The organism is Streptomyces sp. NPDC046215, from assembly GCF_040646215.1.
Lineage (GTDB): Bacteria > Actinomycetota > Actinomycetes > Streptomycetales > Streptomycetaceae > Streptomyces > Streptomyces stramineus.
Genome location: NZ_JBEYZW010000017.1, coordinates 1 through 15,992, shown reverse-complemented (window position 1 = coordinate 15,992; position 15,992 = coordinate 1). Strand labels below are relative to the sequence as shown.

Below are 15,992 nucleotides of genomic sequence, written 5' to 3'. Positions count from 1 at the left end.
CCGTTTCTCCGTGGGTCAGCTCCCGTTGACCGCCGTAGCGATGCGGTCGCCGATGTTCTTGTCGACATTGCGCCAGTACGCCAGCGCGCGGTCCAGCACCGGCCGGGTGACGCCCTGGCGCAGATGGCCGGAGACGTTGCCGACCAGCCGGTCGCGCGCGGCGTCGTCGAGGACCTGGCGGACCATCGTCCCGGCCTGGCCCCAGTCGTCGTCCTCGCGGTGCAGCTTGTACGCCTCGCGGACCATCTCGCCCGCCGCCGCCCAGCCCGCCGGGGACCCGAAGCGCCCGGTGTCGGCCGCCGGGCCGCCGTAGGAGTTGGGCGCGTACACCGCGCTCGTGCGCGACGGCTCGTAGCGCATCGGGCCGTCCTTCGCGTACGAGTTGACCGGCGAGTGCGGCCGGTTCGGCGGCAGCTGCGCGTAGTTCGGCCCGATGCGGTAGCGGTGGGTGTCCGGGTAGGAGAACAGCCGGCCCAGCAGCATCTTGTCCGGGGACGGGCCGATGCCCGGCACCAGATTGGACGGCTCGAACGCCGCCTGCTCGATGTGGACGAAGTAGTCCTCGGGGTTCTTGTTCAGCGTCATCCGGCCGACCTCGATCAGCGGGTAGTCGCCGTGCGGCCAGACCTTGGTGAGGTCGAACGGGTTGAAGCGGTAGTCCGCCGCGTCGTCGAACGGCATGACCTGGACGTGCATCGTCCACGAGGGGGCGTTCCCGCTCTCGATGGCCTCGAACAGATCCCGGCGGTGCTTGTCGGCGTCCGACCCGGCGAGCTGGTCGGCCTCCTCCTGGGTGAGGAAGTCGATGCCCTGGTCGGTCTTGATGTGGTACTTCACCCAGAACCGCTCGCCGCCCGCGTTCACCCACATGAACGTGTGCGAGCCGTAGCCGTTCATGTGCCGCCACGTCCTGGGGACGCCGCGGTCGCCCATCAGCCAGGTGACCATGTGCGCGGACTCCGGCGACAGCGTCCAGAAGTCCCACTGCATGTCGTTGTTGCGCAGCCCGGTGCGCGGGTGGCGCTTCTGGCTGCGGATGAAGTCCTGGAACTTCTGCGGGTCCCGGACGAAGAAGACCGGGGTGTTGTTGCCCACCAGGTCGTAGTTGCCGTGCTCGGTGTAGAACTTCAGCGCGAAGCCGCGCGGGTCGCGCCAGGTGTCGGGGCTGCCCTGCTCGCCGGCGACGGTCGAGAAGCGGGCCAGCACCTCGCAGCGCCTGCCCGGCTGGAAGAGGTCCGCCTTGGTGAACTGGCTGACGTCCTCGGTGACTTCGAAGAAGCCGTAGGCGCCGCCGCCCTTGGCGTGCACCACCCGCTCGGGGACCCGTTCCCGGTTGAACTGGGCCATCTTCTCGATCAGGTAGTGGTCCTGGAGCAGGATGGGGCCGGTGTCACCGATGGTGAGCGAGTGTTCGTCGCTCTCCACCGGGATCCCGGCGTTGTTCGTCGTGTACGGGGTCTGTTGCGCCGAGTCACTCATGGGACGCCTCCCGGAACGGGCGATGGGCGAGAGCACGGGCGAGGGGTGAGGGCGCGTGCGCATCACCCTCCACCCGGGCCAGTCAACTCCGCCGACGCCCTGTCGGCAACAGGTCCCCGGACACTGTCCAGAATTCCACCGCGTACGGACGTATCCGCCGGTAACGACCCGGCGGCGGTGCGTGCCTCAGCGGGCGTGCGCGGGCAGCGCCAGCTCGAACCAGACCACCTTCCCTGTGCTCAGCCGGGTGGCCCCCCACCGCCTGGCCAGCCTGTTCACCAGATACAGACCCCGGCCGCCCTCGTCCGAGGGCCTGGCCTGCCGCAGCCTGGGCAGCTGCGGAACGTCGTCGCCGACCTCGCAGCGCAGCACGTCCGTGCGCAGCAGCCGCAGCGTGATCGGCCGCTCGGCGTACCGCACGGCATTGGTGATCACCTCGCTGACCAGCAGCTCCACCCCGTCCGTCAGCTCCTCCAGGCCCCAGCGCGTCAGCGCCCGCTTCGCCAGCCGGCGCGCCTGACGGGCCGTCTGGGGACGCGGGTCGAGGAACCAGTACGCCACGTCGCTGGGCGCGATGCCCTCGAACCGGGCCGCGAGCAGGGCGATGTCGTCGTCCCGGTCGCCGGGGCCCAGCATGCCCAGCACCTCGTCGCACAACGGCTCCAGCGGCGGCGGGTTGGGGCCGGTCAGCCGGGCCGTCTCGATCAGCCGCTCCCGCAGCTGCTCTATGCCGGTCCACACGTCCCGTATCCGGGACTCCACCAGGCCGTCGGTGTACAGCAGCAGGGTCGCCCCGGCGGGCGCGTCCAGCTCCACGGCCTCGAAGTCCACCCCGCCCACGCCGATCGGCGCGCCCGGCGGCACCCGCAGCACCTCCGCCCGGCCGCCGCGGTGCAGCAGTATGGGCGGCGGATGCCCGGCGTTGGCGATGACGATGCGGTGCGCGACCGGGTCGTACACCGCGTACAGGCAGGTGGCCATGCGGTCCGAGCCCAGCCGCTGCGCCTGCTCGTCCAGGTGGTGCAGCACCTCGGCCGGCGGCAGGTCCAGGCCCGCGAGGGTCTGGGCGGTGGTGCGCAGCTGGCCCATGATCGCGGCGGAGGTCATGGAGTGCCCCATGACGTCACCGACGACGAGCGCCACCCGGTTGCCCGGCAGCGGGATCGCGTCGTACCAGTCGCCGCCCACCCGGGCGGTCTCGGCGGCCGGGAGGTAGCGGCTGGCGAGCCGGACGCCGGTCGGCTGGGGCAGGGAGTCGGGGAGCATCGTGCGCTGCAGCTCGTCCGCGATGTACACCTCGCGGCCGTAGAGCACCGCCTTGTCGACACCGAGGGCGGTGTGGGTGGCCAGCTGCGCCGCCACCAGGAGGTCGTCGCCTTCGAACGCGGCCCGGTCCGCGCGGCGTATGAACACCGCCGCGCCGATCACCCGCCGGCGCCCCCGCAGGGGCGCGAGGATCGTGCGGTGCCGGTCCGGGACGCACCGGCCCTCGCCCAGCAGCTCCGGGAGCGCCGCCCGCGCGGCGGAGGAGTCGCCGAAGACCGGTCTGACCCCTCGCAGCACCTCCGCGAGCGGCCCTCCTATGCGGACCTCGCAGCGCTCGGCCGCGGCGCCCGCCAGATCGGTGGCCGGATCGCTCCGGCCCTCGGCGCCGACCGGCGGGGAGAGGGCGTCGGGGACCCCGAGCGCCTCGCCCAGCCCGCGGACGTGCTCGGGCAGCTGGTCGGTGCGGCGCAGCCGCAGCACGACCGGGCCCACGGGCCGCTCGTCGCCCACCGGGAGCGGGTCGCGCAGATAGACCAGGATCGCGTCGGCGAACGTCGGCACGGTGGCCCGGCACAGGCCCAGCACGATCTCGTCGAGGTCGATGCCCCGGGCGATCCGCCGGGTCGCCGCGCCGACGAACCGCAGCCGCTCCCCGCCGGTGGCCCCGGGCGCCGCCGGGCCCGGGCCGCCCGGCACGCCGTCCCCGGCGCCGGAGTCGAGGGCCGCGCGGGTGCGGCTGCCCGGAGCGGGCCCGGCCCCGGCCGGGGCGTCGCCGTCCTGCCGGGCGGCCGCCCGGGTGGCACCGTCGGGCCCGGCGTGGGCGTCACCGCCGGCCCGGGCGCAGTCCTCGGGCCCGGCCGGCTCGGGGTGCGCCTCGGCGCGGCTCCGCTCGCGCGGGGTCTGCGCCGGTGTGCCGGAGCCGGACGGCTGCCGCGGCAGGCGGGCCGCGGTGGCTTCCGGGCCGTGCGCGGGCACGGCCGGCGCGGGGGCGGGCGCGGCGGACTGCCGCACCGCTGCGGTCCGCTGGCTTCCGTGGGAGTTGGGATGCTCCGTCACGCGTGGGGTTCCATCCGTCGGGGCTGCACGCCCGGTCGCAGAGGGCGCACCGTGGGTCAGGCGCGTCGCAGATTGAAGAAGAGCTGGATCTCGGGTGGTACGTCCGTACTCGCCGGGGCGTACGCCGGCGAGCTTTCCCCGGCGACTTCAAAACCCGCTTCGCACACGACCTGGCGCAATTCGTCCCGCAGGTATCCGGATACCCGGATCGAGTGGCCCAGGAACGGCATGGAGAAGTCGTCCACGTCGGCCTCGACCATCGAGAGCGCCAGCAGGCCCCCCGGTCTCAGCAGGCCGTGCAGCATCCGCAGCGCGTGCGGTATCTCCGGGCGGGGCAGCATCAGCAGGGTGAAGAAGGCGGCGACTCCGTCAAAGGAGCCGAGCCTGCCGTCCCGCAGCGTCGCCAGGTCCGCCTCGACGAAGTGCGCTCCGGGCACGTTGGCGCGCGCGAGGGCGAGCATGCCGGAGGAGATGTCGACGCCGACGACGTCGTGCCCGGCCTCGGCGAGCTGCCGGGCGGTCGGGATGCCCGTCCCGCAGCCCAGGTCCAGGACGCGGGAGCCGGGCGGCAGCGTGCGCGCCAGCCAGGCACCGGAGTCGAGCTGGCCCTCCTTGTGCGGGAACGCCTCGTCGTAGCGGTCGCCGATCGCGTCGAACGCCTCGGCCTGCCCGGTGCGGTCCAGCCCTAAGCGGGCGTAGCCGTCGTAGTCCCGCTGGTCGTCACCGCTCACGGCTCCGCCCTCTCCCTGACCGTGGTCTGTGATCATGCGTCACATGCCGTGCTCTGTCGTGCCGTGCTGCTGTGCAGTATCGCGGAGCCTGATCCTACGGTTGCCCCTCGGGACCCTGCCAAGCGGTTCCCGGGGCCGATCCGCGGATCACCGCCCCCGGACGCCGTTCGAGGGGGCCTTCGCGCCGGCCCGGGCGGGGGAGCGGTCCCAGTCGTCCGGGAGCGCGGGCACCCGCCACGCGGGGTCCGGCCGCCAGTCCTCCCAGCCCGCGGCGAACGGCGCCCCCCACGCCTCGATCCGCTCCACCGCGGCCCGCCCGGCCGCCCGCACCCGCCGGGCGCGGGCCGCCGACATCAAGCCCACCTGCTGCGCCTGGGCGAACTCGTCCTCGTCCTTCCACTCCCAACTGCGGTCGGGGTAGACGGCGATGTCCAGGAAGTGGTCCTCGGAATCCACCCCGCCCGCCCAGCGCGCGAGCGGCTCCTCAAGGTTCACGTACCAGTTCTTGAAGCGCCAGTCACGGCCCCAGAACAGCCAGACCGACCACGGCTCGCCGGGCCGGGCGAGCTTGAGCACGCCCGCCCCGAACCAGCGGTCGCGGACGGTGGTGCGCGGCTTGGTGTAGCGGGTGGCCAGCGGCTCCTGGTGGATGGGTGTGCCATCGGTGAGCAGTGGCTTGACGCACTCGGTGCCGGGGGCCATCCAGACGGCGAGGAGCTCGGCGGTGTCCTGGACCACGGTGACGGGGCGGCAGATGTGGACCCGGTCGCCCGCGGCGTTGCCCCGGTAGCGCCAGAGGATGTGGTCCCCCGGCGCCCAGGGGGCGGCGCCGGCTGTGCCCGTCGTGTCCACCGTGTCCGCTGTCATGCGCAGATCTTAGGTGCCCTGACCACGAATGCGCCGTGATGTGCACCGCAAAGGTCCGGACCGGCTGCCGGTGCGGCGACCGGTTGACGGACCGGGTTGACGGGCGGGCCCGCGCGGAGCCCGCCCGGGGTTCACGGGCGGGTCATCCGCAGCACGTCCAGCGCCTCGTCGAGCTGCTCCTTTGTCAGCAGGCCGCGGTCGACGTATCCGGATTCCAGGACGACCTCGCGGATCGTCTTGCGCTCCGCAAGGGACTTCTTGGCCACCTTGGCGGCCTCCTCGTACCCGATGTAGCGGTTGAGGGGTGTGACGACGGACGGCGAGGACTCGGCGTACTCCCGGGCGCGCTCGGCGTTGGCGGTGATGCCGTCGACCGTGCGGTCGGCGAGCAGCCGGGAGACGTTGGCGAGCAGCCGCACGGACTCCAGGAGGTTCTTCGCCATCACCGGCAGCATCACGTTGAGTTCGAAGTTGCCCGCGGCGCCCGCCGTGGCCACGGTCAGATCGTTGCCGGTGACCTGGGCGGCCACCATCAGGACGGCCTCGGGGACGACGGGGTTGACCTTGCCCGGCATGATCGACGAGCCCGGCTGGAGGTCGGGGATGTTGATCTCGGCGAGTCCGGTGCGCGGCCCGGACGCCATCCAGCGCAGGTCGTTGCAGATCTTCGTCAGGCCGACCGCGATCGTGCGCAGCTGACCGCTGGTCTCCACCAGCCCGTCGCGGGCGCCCTGCGCCTCGAAGTGGTCGCGGGCCTCGGTCAGCGGCAGGCCGGTGGTGCGGGCGACCTCGGCGATGACGGCGGCGGCGAACCCCGGCGGGGTGTTGATGCCGGTGCCCACGGCCGTACCGCCCAGGGGCAGTTCGGCGAGCCGCGGCAGGGACGCGCGCAGCCGCTCGACGCCGTAGCGGACCTGCGCCGCGTAGCCGCCGAACTCCTGGCCGAGGGTGACGGGCGTGGCGTCCATCAGGTGGGTGCGGCCGGACTTGACGACCTCGGCGAACTCCGCGGCCTTGCGCTCCAGCGCCTCGGCGAGGTGCTCCAGCGCCGGCACCAGATCGCGGGTGACGGCCGCGGTGGCGGCGATGTGGATGCTGGAGGGGAACACGTCGTTAGAGCTCTGCGAGGCGTTGACGTGGTCGTTGGGGTGCACGTCGCGGCCGAGCCGCTCGGTGGCGAGGGTGGCGACGACCTCATTGGTGTTCATGTTGGAGGACGTGCCCGAGCCGGTCTGGAAGACGTCGATGGGGAAGTGCTCGTCCCAGCGGCCCTCGGCGACCTCCTCGGCGGCCTCCGCCACGGCGGCCGCGATGTCCCGCTCCACGACGCCCAGCTCGGCGTTGACCTTGGCCGCGGCGGCCTTGATCCGGCCCAGGGCCTCGATGTGCGCCCGCTCCAGCCGCTGCCCGCTGACGGGGAAGTTCTCCACCGCCCGCTGGGTCTGCGCCCGCCACTTGGCGTGCGCGGGAACCCGGACCTCTCCCATGGAGTCGTGCTCGGTCCGGTACTGCTCACTGTCGGTCATGGTCGCTTACCTCCTGACAAACACAGCGTTTGTCTTGTTCACAGTGTTCCCAAGAGTGCTTACCGGCTAGTAAATACCGCGGGTAACAAAAGAAACCGGGAGGCTCCATGCCACGCAGACCCACCCTGCGCAGTACGCTCGCCGCCGTCGCCGCGCTCACCGCGGTGCTCGGCGGCACGGCGCTCACCGGACCCGCCGCCCAGGCGCGGCCGCTCACGCCTTCTGGCCCGTCCTTCACCTCCGCCACCCCCCTGCCGGCCGAGCTGGAGAAGATCCGCGCGGCCGAGGCCGCCAAGCTCTACGGGGACTCCGCCCCGCGCCCCCTGGACCAGCGCAAGACCTCGCTCGTCTCGCTCGGCGACAGCGAGATCTCCGGCGAGGGCGTCGGCACCTACGAAGCCGGCACGAACGGCCCGGCCAACTGGTGCCACCGCTCGCCCGACGCCGCCATCCACCGCACGACGATCCCCGCGGACGTCACCTACAACGTCTCCTGCTCCGGCGCGGACACCACGAACATCCGCATCGGGGGGAACAAGCAGTACGCGGACGAGCTCGTCCAGAGCGACAACCTCGCGATCAAGGCCCGCAACACGCGGGTCAAGATGATCGTGCTCGTCGCCGGGGCCAACGACGACCTCCAGTTCGGTCCCGTGATGACCGACTGCGTCACCCGCTACCTGACCCTCCAGGGCACTTGCGAGCCCAAGTACGCCCCCGGCTGGCAGGCCCGCGTCGACGGCCTGGTGCCCAAGGTCGAACAGACCGTCCGGGACCTGCGGACGGTGATGGCGGACGCGGGCTACACCACCGGCGACTACAAGCTCGTCCTCATGGGCTACCCCAGCCCCATCGGCCCCGACTTCGAAGACAACCCGGACTTCCCCGGCAAGCTCCCCGGCGGCTGCGTCGGCCACACCTCCGACGCCGCCTGGGGCCGCAACGCCGCGGTGCCCGCCTTCGAACGCGGCATGCGCCGGGCGGCCCGGAACACCGGCGCCCTCTACCTCGACAACTCACGCCTCTTCCACGGCCACGAGACGTGCATGGAAGACACCTGGGCGCGCGGCCTCTACGTGGACGTCGCCAACCCCTTCCCGCCGGACGCCAACTCCGTCCGGCAGTCCTTCCACCCCAACCGACGCGGCCACGGCGCCTTCGCGTCCTGCCTGAGCGACCTCTACCGCTCCGGCCACCGCGAGGCCGGCTGCGCCGACCCGGCGAGCACGGGCGAGCCGCAGCTCTACCCGGGTGGCTGGGACGACGCCTACCGGCCGCTGAAGAACGCGGCGACGGGCACCTGCGTGGACGCCTACGGCGCGGCCACCGCCAACGGCACCCAGGTGGGCGGCTGGCCGTGCGGCGGCACCCGCAACCAGGAGTGGTGGTACGACGCGGGGCGGAAGTCCCTGCACTCCGCGCTGACGCACGACCGGTGCGTGGACGTGCCGCAGGGCGCGTATCGCGCGGGCACGGCGGTGGTGCTGTGGAACTGCCACGGGGGTACGAACCAGCAGTTCGTACGGACGGATGCGGGCTTCAGGCCGACGGCCGCGCCGGACCTGTGCCTGACGCTGGCCACGGGGAAGGACGCGCTGCGGCTGCAGAAGTGTGACGGCTCGGCGTCACAGCGCTTCGCGTAGCCCCTGCCCCGCCCCGTCCCGAAACCGGGGCCCTGCCCCGCCCCGGACCCCGGTCCTCAAACGCCGGACGGGCGGCACTGCTGCCCGTCCGGCGATCGAGTGCCGGCTAGGCCGACCGCACCGGAATCGCCGTGAACGTCGGCGCCGGCGCCGGGTCCGTGAAGAAGTCGTTGCCCTTGTCATCCACGACGATGAACGCCGGGAAATCCTCGACCTCGATCTTCCAGACCGCCTCCATGCCGAGCTCCGGGTACTCCAGGACCTCGACCTTCTTGATGCAGTCCTGCGCCAGACGCGCCGCCGGGCCGCCGATCGAGCCGAGGTAGAAGCCGCCGTGCGCGCCGCACGCGTCGGTCACCTGCCGGGAGCGGTTGCCCTTGGCGAGCATGACCTTGGAGCCGCCCGCGGCCTGGAACTGCTCGACGTAGGAATCCATGCGGCCGGCCGTCGTCGGGCCGAAGGAACCGGAGGCGTAGCCCTCGGGGGTCTTGGCCGGGCCCGCGTAGTAGACCGGGTGGTCCTTGAGGTACTGCGGCATCTCCTCGCCCGCGTCCAGCCGCTCCTTGATCTTCGCGTGCGCGATGTCCCGCGCCACGACCAGCGGGCCGGTCAGCGACAGCCGCGTCTTGACCGGGTACTTCGTCAGCTCGGCGAGGACCTCGTCCATCGGGCGGGTCAGGTCGATCTGCACGACCTCGCCCGCCTCGTCGAGGTGCTCGTCCGTGGTGTCGGGGAGGAAGCGCGCCGGGTCGGTCTCCAGCTGCTCCAGGAAGACGCCCTCCGCGGTGATCTTCGCGACCGCCTGGCGGTCGGCGGAGCAGGAGACGGCGATGGCCACGGGCAGCGAGGCGCCGTGGCGCGGCAGGCGGACCACGCGCACGTCGTGGCAGAAGTACTTGCCGCCGAACTGGGCGCCGATGCCGATCTTCTGCGTCAGCTCGAAGACCTTCTCCTCCAGCTCCTTGTCCCGGAAGCCGTGGCCCGTGGGCGAGCCCTCGGCCGGCAGCTCGTCCAGGTAGTGCGCGGAGGCGTACTTCGCGGTCTTCAGCGCGAACTCCGCGGAGGTGCCGCCCACGACGATCGCCAGGTGGTACGGCGGGCAGGCGGCCGTGCCGAGCGAGCGGATCTTCTGCTCCAGGAACGTCATCATGGAGGACTCGTTGAGGACGGCCTTCGTCTCCTGGTAGAGGAAGGACTTGTTGGCCGAGCCACCGCCCTTGGCCATGAAGAGGAACTTGTACGCGCCGCCGTCGGTCGCGTACAGCTCGATCTGCGCCGGCAGGTTGGAGCCGGTGTTCTTCTCGTCCCACATCGTCAGCGGGGCCATCTGCGAGTACCGCAGGTTCAGCTTCGTGTACGCGTCGAAGATGCCGTGCGAGAGGGCCTTCTCGTCCTCGCCCCGCGTCAGGACGTTCTGGCCGCGCTTGCCCATGACGATCGCCGTGCCGGTGTCCTGGCACATCGGCAGCACGCCGGCTGCCGCGATGTTGGCGTTCTTCAGCAGGTCGAGGGCGACGAACTTGTCGTTCGGCGACGCCTCGGGGTCGTCGAGGATCCGGCGCAGCTGAGCGAGGTGGGCGGGGCGCAGGTAGTGCGAGATGTCGTGCATCGCCTCGGCGGCCAGCTTCCGCAGCGCCTCGGGCTCGACCTTGAGGAACGTACGGCCGTCGGCCTCGAAGGTCGACACGCCCTCGGAGGTGACCAGGCGGTACGGGGTGGTGTCCTCGCCCAGGGGCAGGAGGTCGGTATAGGCGAACTCAGAGGGGGCAGACATTGCGGCGATTCCTCACTCGGCTGGGCTTCGGCTGACATCTGCGGCAGCACAGGAACAGCGTAGGGCTCGGGCCCGGGCCCCCGTATGTGAGGTAAGGCTCAGTACCTCTCGACTCACCCCTGGTCGCGATCTATCGCGTGTCGCTACGCTGCTGTCCGTGGAAGAGCAGACCTGGGAAAAACGCCCCCCGGAGGCCGCGTTGCGCGCCTCCGACGCCGACCGCGACCGGATCGCCGACGTCCTGCGCGAGGCCCTGGGTGAGGGGCGCCTCACCGCGGAGGAGCACGCCGAGCGGGTCGGCCGGGTCTACGCGGCCCGGACGGTCGGCGAGCTGGAGCCGCTCGTCCGCGATCTGCCGCCCGCGCTCCCGCACGGAACGGCCCTCTCCGGCGGCGCGCCCGCGCGCCCGTACGACGCCTCGGTGCGCCCCTCGGGCCCGCCCCTGGAGAACTCCGAGAACCTGGTCGCCGTCTTCGGCGGCGCCGTCCGCCGGGGCCGCCGGCGCGTGACGCGGCGGACCAACGCGTTCGCGGTGTTCGGCGGAGTGGAGATCGACCTGAGCGAGGCGATCTTCGAACAGCGGGAGGTCGTCGTCAACGTCCTCGCCCTCTTCGGCGGCGTCACCGTCAAGGTCCCGGAGAACGTCACCCTGCGCTGCTCCGGAACCGGCGTCTTCGGCGGTTTCGACGTGGCGGTCCACGAGGCCGACGACCCGGACGCCCCGGTCGTCTCGGTCACGGGTTTCGCTGCTTTCGGCGGGGTGGAGGCCAAGCCGCGGAAGGGCAAGCGGCTCAAGAACCTCCGCGCGGGCGGCTGACCCGGCGGCCTGCGGCGTTCCGGTCATGGCAACGGTGTGAATAAGCGCGCGCACAGCGGGTAAAGCTTGGTGCATCGTCTCTCGTACGGCTGCCGGTGCGAATGGCCGTGCGCAGTGGAGACGGGCAAAGGTGACTCAATCGGCCAGCTAAGCCGTCGTCAGGAGTAGACCGTGCTGCTACCGCATCAGCCCCTGCAGGAAGCCGCCGTACCGTCCCAGCGGATTGCCGCCCGGGATCAGGCCGGCCCCTGGCATTCGGAGGCGGTGTGCCGCCGGGATGAAGCCGGGCTCTTCTTCGCACCATCCAAGGAACCCACGGCCGCGCGGCTCTCCCGCGAGGAGGCCGCCAAGCGGGTCTGCGCCCGCTGCCCGGTGATGGTCGAATGCCGCGAGCACGCGCTGCTCCAGCCGGAGCCCTACGGGGTGTGGGGCGGGCTGACCGCGGCCGAGCGCCGGGTGGTCCTGGCCCGCAGGCGCCGGCGCGAGGCGGAGCTGCAGCGCTCCCAGCACATCGCGGCCGCCGGCTGAGCGGGCGCACTTTTTCACGGGCCGGGCCGGGCCCCGCCGGACAATGCGGCGGGGCCCGGCCCGTGGTGTGAGCGGCGCCGGGCCGCCGGGGCTCAGCTGGGGCGCTCGAAGTCCACCGTGCTGTAGGCGCGCAGCTTCGACAGCCGGTGCGTGGAGTCGATCTGCCGGATGGTGCCCGACTTCGACCGCATGACGAGCGACTGCGTCGTCGCGGTCTCCGCGCGGTAGCGCACCCCGCGCAGCAGCTCGCCGTCGGTGATACCGGTGGCGACGAAGAAGACGTTCTCGCCGCTGACGAGGTCGTGGGTGTGCAGGACCTTCTCCAGGTCGTGGCCCGCGTCCAGCGCCCGCTGACGCTCCTCGGCGTCCTTGGGCCACAGCTTCGTCTGGATCGTGCCGCCGAGGCACTTGATCGCACAGGCCGCGATGATGCCCTCCGGCGTGCCGCCGATGCCCAGCAGCATGTCGACGCCCGTGCCCTCGCGCACGGCCATGATCGCGCCGGCCACGTCGCCGTCGGAGATGAACTTGATGCGGGCGCCGGCCTCGCGGATCTCCCGGACGATGCCGTCGTGGCGGGGGCGGTCCAGGACGACGACCGTCACGTCCTCGGGGGAGGAGTGCTTCGCCTTCGCGACGCGGCGGATGTTGACGGCCACGGGCGCGTTGATGTCGACGTAGTCGGCCGCCTCGGGGCCGGTGACCAGCTTGTCCATGTAGAAGACGGCGGACGGGTCGAACATGGAGCCGCGGTCGGCGACGGCCATGACGGAGACCGCGTTGGCCATGCCCTTGGCGGTCAGGGTGGTGCCGTCCACGGGGTCCACGGCGACGTCGCACTCGGCGCCGGTCCCGTCGCCCACGCGCTCGCCGTTGTACAGCATGGGCGCGTTGTCCTTCTCGCCCTCACCGATGACGACCACGCCGTTCATGGAGACGGTGTTGATGAGGGCGCGCATGGCCTTGACCGCGGCGCCGTCCGCGCCGTCCTTGTCGCCACGGCCGACCCAGCGGCCCGACGCCATGGCGCCGGCCTCGGTGACCCGGACGAGCTCCAGGGCGAGGTTGCGGTCGGGGGCCTCGGGGCTGACCTCGAGCGGAGACGGCAGATGATGATCGGTCATCGGAGCGCACCTTTCTGTACGGCGACGGCCGTGGAGCCTCTCGTCCCCCGAAGGGGGCAGAGGGTGAGGGTGCTGATGACTTTATCTGTTTACTGCGAGAGTGAGCAGAGCGCCCCACGCATGAGCGGCGTCAAGGTCGCGGCGCGACCGCAGGGGACCACCGCCGTCAAGATCTCCGGGGGCGTGGGGGACTATAGGGGCGTGGCAGGTAGGAACGGCAAGACGCAGACCGTACGGAACATGTTGCTCTCGATGGCGGTGGTGATCCCCGTCGCCTTCGTCGGCTATTTCTTCATCCCGCACGACAGCGGCAAGGATCCGGTGCGGACCGTCAGCTACCGCGTGGAGCTCGACGCGGTGCGGCGCGCCGCGCCGTACGCCGTGGCGGCGCCCGAGGGTCTGGGCGAGGGCTGGCGCGCGACGTCGGTCTCGTACACGCCGGGCAGCAAGGACGGCTCCGCCTGGCACCTGGGCTTCCTCGACCCGCAGCGGCAGTACGTCGCGGTCGAGCAGAGCGACGGCCCGGTGGCCGCCTTCGTCGACAGCGTGAGCCGGGGCGCGGTGAAGACGAAGCAGACGCAGCAGATCGGCGGCGCCGCCTGGCAGCGCTACGAGGGCGAGAAGTACGACGCCCTGGTGCGCGAGGAGCGCGGGGTGACGACGGTGGTCACCGGTACCGCCTCGTTCGAGCGGCTCACGGAAATGGCCGCCGCGCTCAAGGCCGAGAAGGCCGCGAAGGCCGGGAACGGATCCTGAGTGCGACGGCCGGGGCCGCCTGGTCCCCCATGGGGGACGGGGCGGTCAGACGGTCGTGACGACGTCCTCGTAGGACAGGCGCGGCGAGCGCGGGTACGAGGCGTTCTCGCCCGGCTTGCCGATGTTGACGACCATCAGCGGGGTGTGGTCGTCGTCGAGGAACTCCTTCTGCACGCCCGCGGCGTCGAAGCCCGTCATCGGGCCGGCGGCCAGACCGGCGGCGCGGATGCCGACGATGAAGTACGCGGCCTGCAGGGCGCCGTTGAGCGCGGCCGACTTCTCACGGGCCGGGCGCTCGGCGAAGAACATGTCCTTGGCCTGCGGGAAGTGCGGGAAGAGCGTCGGCAGCTCCTCGTGGAACTCGTTGTCCGCGGCGAGGATGGCGACGAGCGGCGCGGTGCGGGTCTTGGGCCGGTTGCCCTCGGCCATGTGCGCCACGAGGCGCTCACGGGCCTCCTCGGAGCGGACCAGGACGACGCGCAGGGGCGTCTGGTTGAACGCGGTGGGGGCGTACTTGACCAGGTCGTAGACGGCCTGCATCTGCTCGTCGGTCACCGGCTCGTCGGAGAAGGCGTTGGCGGTGCGCGCCTCACGGAAGAGCAGGTCCTGGGCTGCGGAGTCGAGGGCGAGAGTCATCGAGAACACCTTCTTTTGCGTATTTTGCGTGCGGATGGTCATGGTGATGACACCACTCTACGCGAAGTGTGTGAAGTTTCAACTAAAATGAAATCCTTGTGACGCGACTCACGTAAGGGGGCTTCCGACGGGCGGTCAGCCCGTCCCCTCGCCGCCCCCGGACTCCGCCAGCGCCGCGTCCAGCCGCGCCCGCGCGCCCTCCAGCCAGTGCCGGCAGACCTTCGACAGCTCCTCGCCGCGCTCCCACAGCGCCAGCGACTCCTCCAGCGTGGTGCCCCCCGCCTCCAGGCGGCGCACCACGTCGATCAGCTCGTCCCGCGCCTGCTCGTACCCCAGAACGCTCTCGCCGGCGCCGTTGCTCTCGGCCGTCGCATCCGTCTTCGCCATGGCACCCAGCCTATGCGGGGGGTGGGACAGCCGGCGGCGCGGCGACGGCCCGCACCGTGAACTCGCCCTCCGCGACCCGCGCCCGCAGCTCCTCCTCCGGCGCCACCTCGCCGGGCACCCGCACCACCGACCCGTCCGCGCGCTGGAGGACCGCGTAGCCGCGGCGCAGCGTCGCCGCGGGGGACAGGGCCACCACGCGCGCGCGGGTGTGCGTCAGCTCCGACTCCGCCCGGTCCAGCAGGTGGCCGAGCGTGCGCCGCCCCCGGTCGGCGAGCGCGGCCACCTGGGCCTCCCGCTCCTCGACCATCCGCTGCGGCCGCTCCACGCTCGGGCGCGCCCGCAGCGCCGCCAGGCCGCGCTCCTCGCGCTCGACGTGGGCCGTGACGCAGCGCAGCCCCCGCTCGCGCAGCTGCCGGACCCGCACCAGCTCCTCGCCGACGTCCGGCACCACCCGCTTCGCGGCGTCCGTCGGGGTGGAGGCGCGCAGGTCGGCCACGAGGTCGAGCAGCGGGGAGTCCGGCTCGTGCCCGATCGCCGACACCACCGGCGTCCGGCAGCCGGCCACCGCCCGGACGAGCCGCTCGTCCGAGAACGGCAGCAGGTCCTCCACGCTGCCGCCGCCGCGCGCCACGATGATCACGTCCACCTCCGGGGCGGCGTCCAGCTCCGTGACCGCCTCGATGACCTGCGGGACCGCGTGCACGCCCTGAACGGGGACGTTGCGGACCTCGAAGCGGACCGCCGGCCAGCGGTGCCGGGCGTTCTCCAGCACGTCCCGTTCGGCGGCCGAGGCGCGCCCGCAGACCAGCCCGATGAGCTGGGGGAGGAACGGCAGCGGCCGCTTGCGGTCCGCGGCGAACAGACCCTCCGCCGCGAGCGACTTCTTCAGCTGCTCCAGCCGCGCCAGCAGCTCGCCGACGCCCACCGGCTTGATCTCGGTGGCCCGCAGCGACAGCGAGCCGCGCGGCGCATACCACTCGGGCTTGGCCTGCACGACGACCCGGGCTCCCTCGGAGACCACGTCGGCGACCTGGTCGAAGACCGCGCGGTAGCAGGTGACGGACAGGGAGATGTCGTGCGACGGGTCGCGCAGCGTCAGGAACACCACGCCGGCGCCGGGCCGCCGCGACAGCTGGGTGATCTGCCCCTCGACCCAGACCGCGCCCAGCCGGTCGATCCACCCGCCGATCAGCCGGGACACCTGCCCTACGGGGATCGGCGCGTCGGGGGACGTGTGGAGAGCCATGGCAGGGAGCCTAGGGCCTGGCGGCCTTGGTTTGGGGGTGCCCCCCTAAACGCCGGACGGGCTGATCCTGGCCGAGCTCAGCCAGAATCAGCCCGTCCCGCCGTTGTGGTCGCGCCCCCACGGCGCGCCGCGGCCCTCGGGGGCACGAGCAAACCC

The 15,992-nt window shown here is 72.2% G+C and carries 14 protein-coding genes; 4 read left to right on the top strand and 10 right to left on the bottom strand.

The genetic code is table 11. The features are described from left to right. Window positions 1-15 precede the first annotated feature (15 nt). From ABZ951_RS10275 to ABZ951_RS10255, 5 genes are all read right to left on the bottom strand, one after another. Window positions 16-1,479 carry a catalase gene (locus ABZ951_RS10275; RefSeq protein ID WP_344095084.1) on the bottom strand — a complete coding sequence of 488 codons (1,464 nt, stop codon included), beginning with the start codon at window positions 1,477-1,479 and terminating at the stop codon, window positions 16-18. A gap of 186 nt (window positions 1,480-1,665) precedes the next feature. Further along, window positions 1,666-3,801 (bottom strand): ATP-binding SpoIIE family protein phosphatase, encoded by a 2,136-nt coding sequence (locus ABZ951_RS10270; protein ID WP_361279605.1) that lies wholly within the window; start codon window positions 3,799-3,801, stop codon window positions 1,666-1,668. 56 nt (window positions 3,802-3,857) lie between these two features. Continuing rightward, complete coding sequence (locus ABZ951_RS10265) at window positions 3,858-4,532, bottom strand: class I SAM-dependent methyltransferase (RefSeq protein ID WP_361279603.1); 675 nt, start codon at window positions 4,530-4,532, stop codon at window positions 3,858-3,860. A 147-nt stretch (window positions 4,533-4,679) separates the two neighbouring features. Beyond that, on the bottom strand, window positions 4,680-5,399 hold the full coding sequence (locus tag ABZ951_RS10260) for a DUF402 domain-containing protein (RefSeq protein WP_344095516.1): 720 nt from the start codon (window positions 5,397-5,399) through the stop codon (window positions 4,680-4,682). Between the two features lie 131 nt (window positions 5,400-5,530). Further along, the gene (locus ABZ951_RS10255) at window positions 5,531-6,925 is read right to left on the bottom strand and encodes a class II fumarate hydratase (protein ID WP_344095518.1); all 1,395 of its coding nucleotides are present in this window, start codon (window positions 6,923-6,925) and stop codon (window positions 5,531-5,533) included. A 107-nt stretch (window positions 6,926-7,032) separates the two neighbouring features. Between ABZ951_RS10255 and ABZ951_RS10250 the strand changes: the two genes are divergently transcribed. Continuing rightward, complete coding sequence (locus tag ABZ951_RS10250; RefSeq protein ID WP_344095520.1) at window positions 7,033-8,568, top strand: ricin-type beta-trefoil lectin domain protein; 1,536 nt, start codon at window positions 7,033-7,035, stop codon at window positions 8,566-8,568. A 106-nt stretch (window positions 8,569-8,674) separates the two neighbouring features. Here ABZ951_RS10250 and ABZ951_RS10245 read toward each other — a convergent pair whose 3' ends face one another. After that, a complete protein-coding gene (locus ABZ951_RS10245) occupies window positions 8,675-10,342 on the bottom strand; it encodes a fumarate hydratase (RefSeq protein ID WP_344095522.1) in 1,668 nt (555 codons plus the stop codon). 157 nt (window positions 10,343-10,499) lie between these two features. Here ABZ951_RS10245 and ABZ951_RS10240 point away from each other — a divergent pair, with 157 nt between their 5' ends. Next, the gene (locus ABZ951_RS10240) at window positions 10,500-11,159 is read left to right on the top strand and encodes a DUF1707 domain-containing protein (protein ID WP_344095524.1); all 660 of its coding nucleotides are present in this window, start codon (window positions 10,500-10,502) and stop codon (window positions 11,157-11,159) included. 171 nt (window positions 11,160-11,330) lie between these two features. After that, complete coding sequence (locus ABZ951_RS10235) at window positions 11,331-11,687, top strand: WhiB family transcriptional regulator (RefSeq protein ID WP_344095526.1); 357 nt, start codon at window positions 11,331-11,333, stop codon at window positions 11,685-11,687. 92 nt (window positions 11,688-11,779) lie between these two features. Here the strand turns inward: ABZ951_RS10235 and glpX are convergent, their stop codons facing one another. Then, on the bottom strand, window positions 11,780-12,811 hold the full coding sequence (gene glpX / locus ABZ951_RS10230; RefSeq protein WP_344095528.1) for a class II fructose-bisphosphatase: 1,032 nt from the start codon (window positions 12,809-12,811) through the stop codon (window positions 11,780-11,782). A 75-nt stretch (window positions 12,812-12,886) separates the two neighbouring features. On the opposite strand from glpX, the gene ABZ951_RS10225 reads away from it, so the two are divergent. Then, window positions 12,887-13,567: a DUF4245 domain-containing protein gene (locus tag ABZ951_RS10225; protein ID WP_344095530.1), complete on the top strand. Its 681-nt coding sequence runs from the start codon at window positions 12,887-12,889 to the stop codon at window positions 13,565-13,567. Window positions 13,568-13,612: 45 nt separating this feature from the next. On the opposite strand, the gene ABZ951_RS10220 is transcribed toward ABZ951_RS10225, so the two are convergent. The 3 genes from ABZ951_RS10220 to xseA all read right to left on the bottom strand — a co-directional run bounded on the left by ABZ951_RS10220 (window position 13,613) and on the right by xseA (window position 15,836). Continuing rightward, window positions 13,613-14,203 carry a malonic semialdehyde reductase gene (locus ABZ951_RS10220; protein ID WP_344095532.1) on the bottom strand — a complete coding sequence of 197 codons (591 nt, stop codon included), beginning with the start codon at window positions 14,201-14,203 and terminating at the stop codon, window positions 13,613-13,615. Between the two features lie 135 nt (window positions 14,204-14,338). Continuing rightward, a complete protein-coding gene (locus ABZ951_RS10215; RefSeq protein WP_344095534.1) occupies window positions 14,339-14,590 on the bottom strand; it encodes an exodeoxyribonuclease VII small subunit in 252 nt (83 codons plus the stop codon). 10 nt (window positions 14,591-14,600) lie between these two features. Further along, window positions 14,601-15,836 carry an exodeoxyribonuclease VII large subunit gene (gene xseA, locus ABZ951_RS10210; RefSeq protein WP_344095536.1) on the bottom strand — a complete coding sequence of 412 codons (1,236 nt, stop codon included), beginning with the start codon at window positions 15,834-15,836 and terminating at the stop codon, window positions 14,601-14,603. Between the last annotated feature and the right edge of the window lie 156 nt (window positions 15,837-15,992).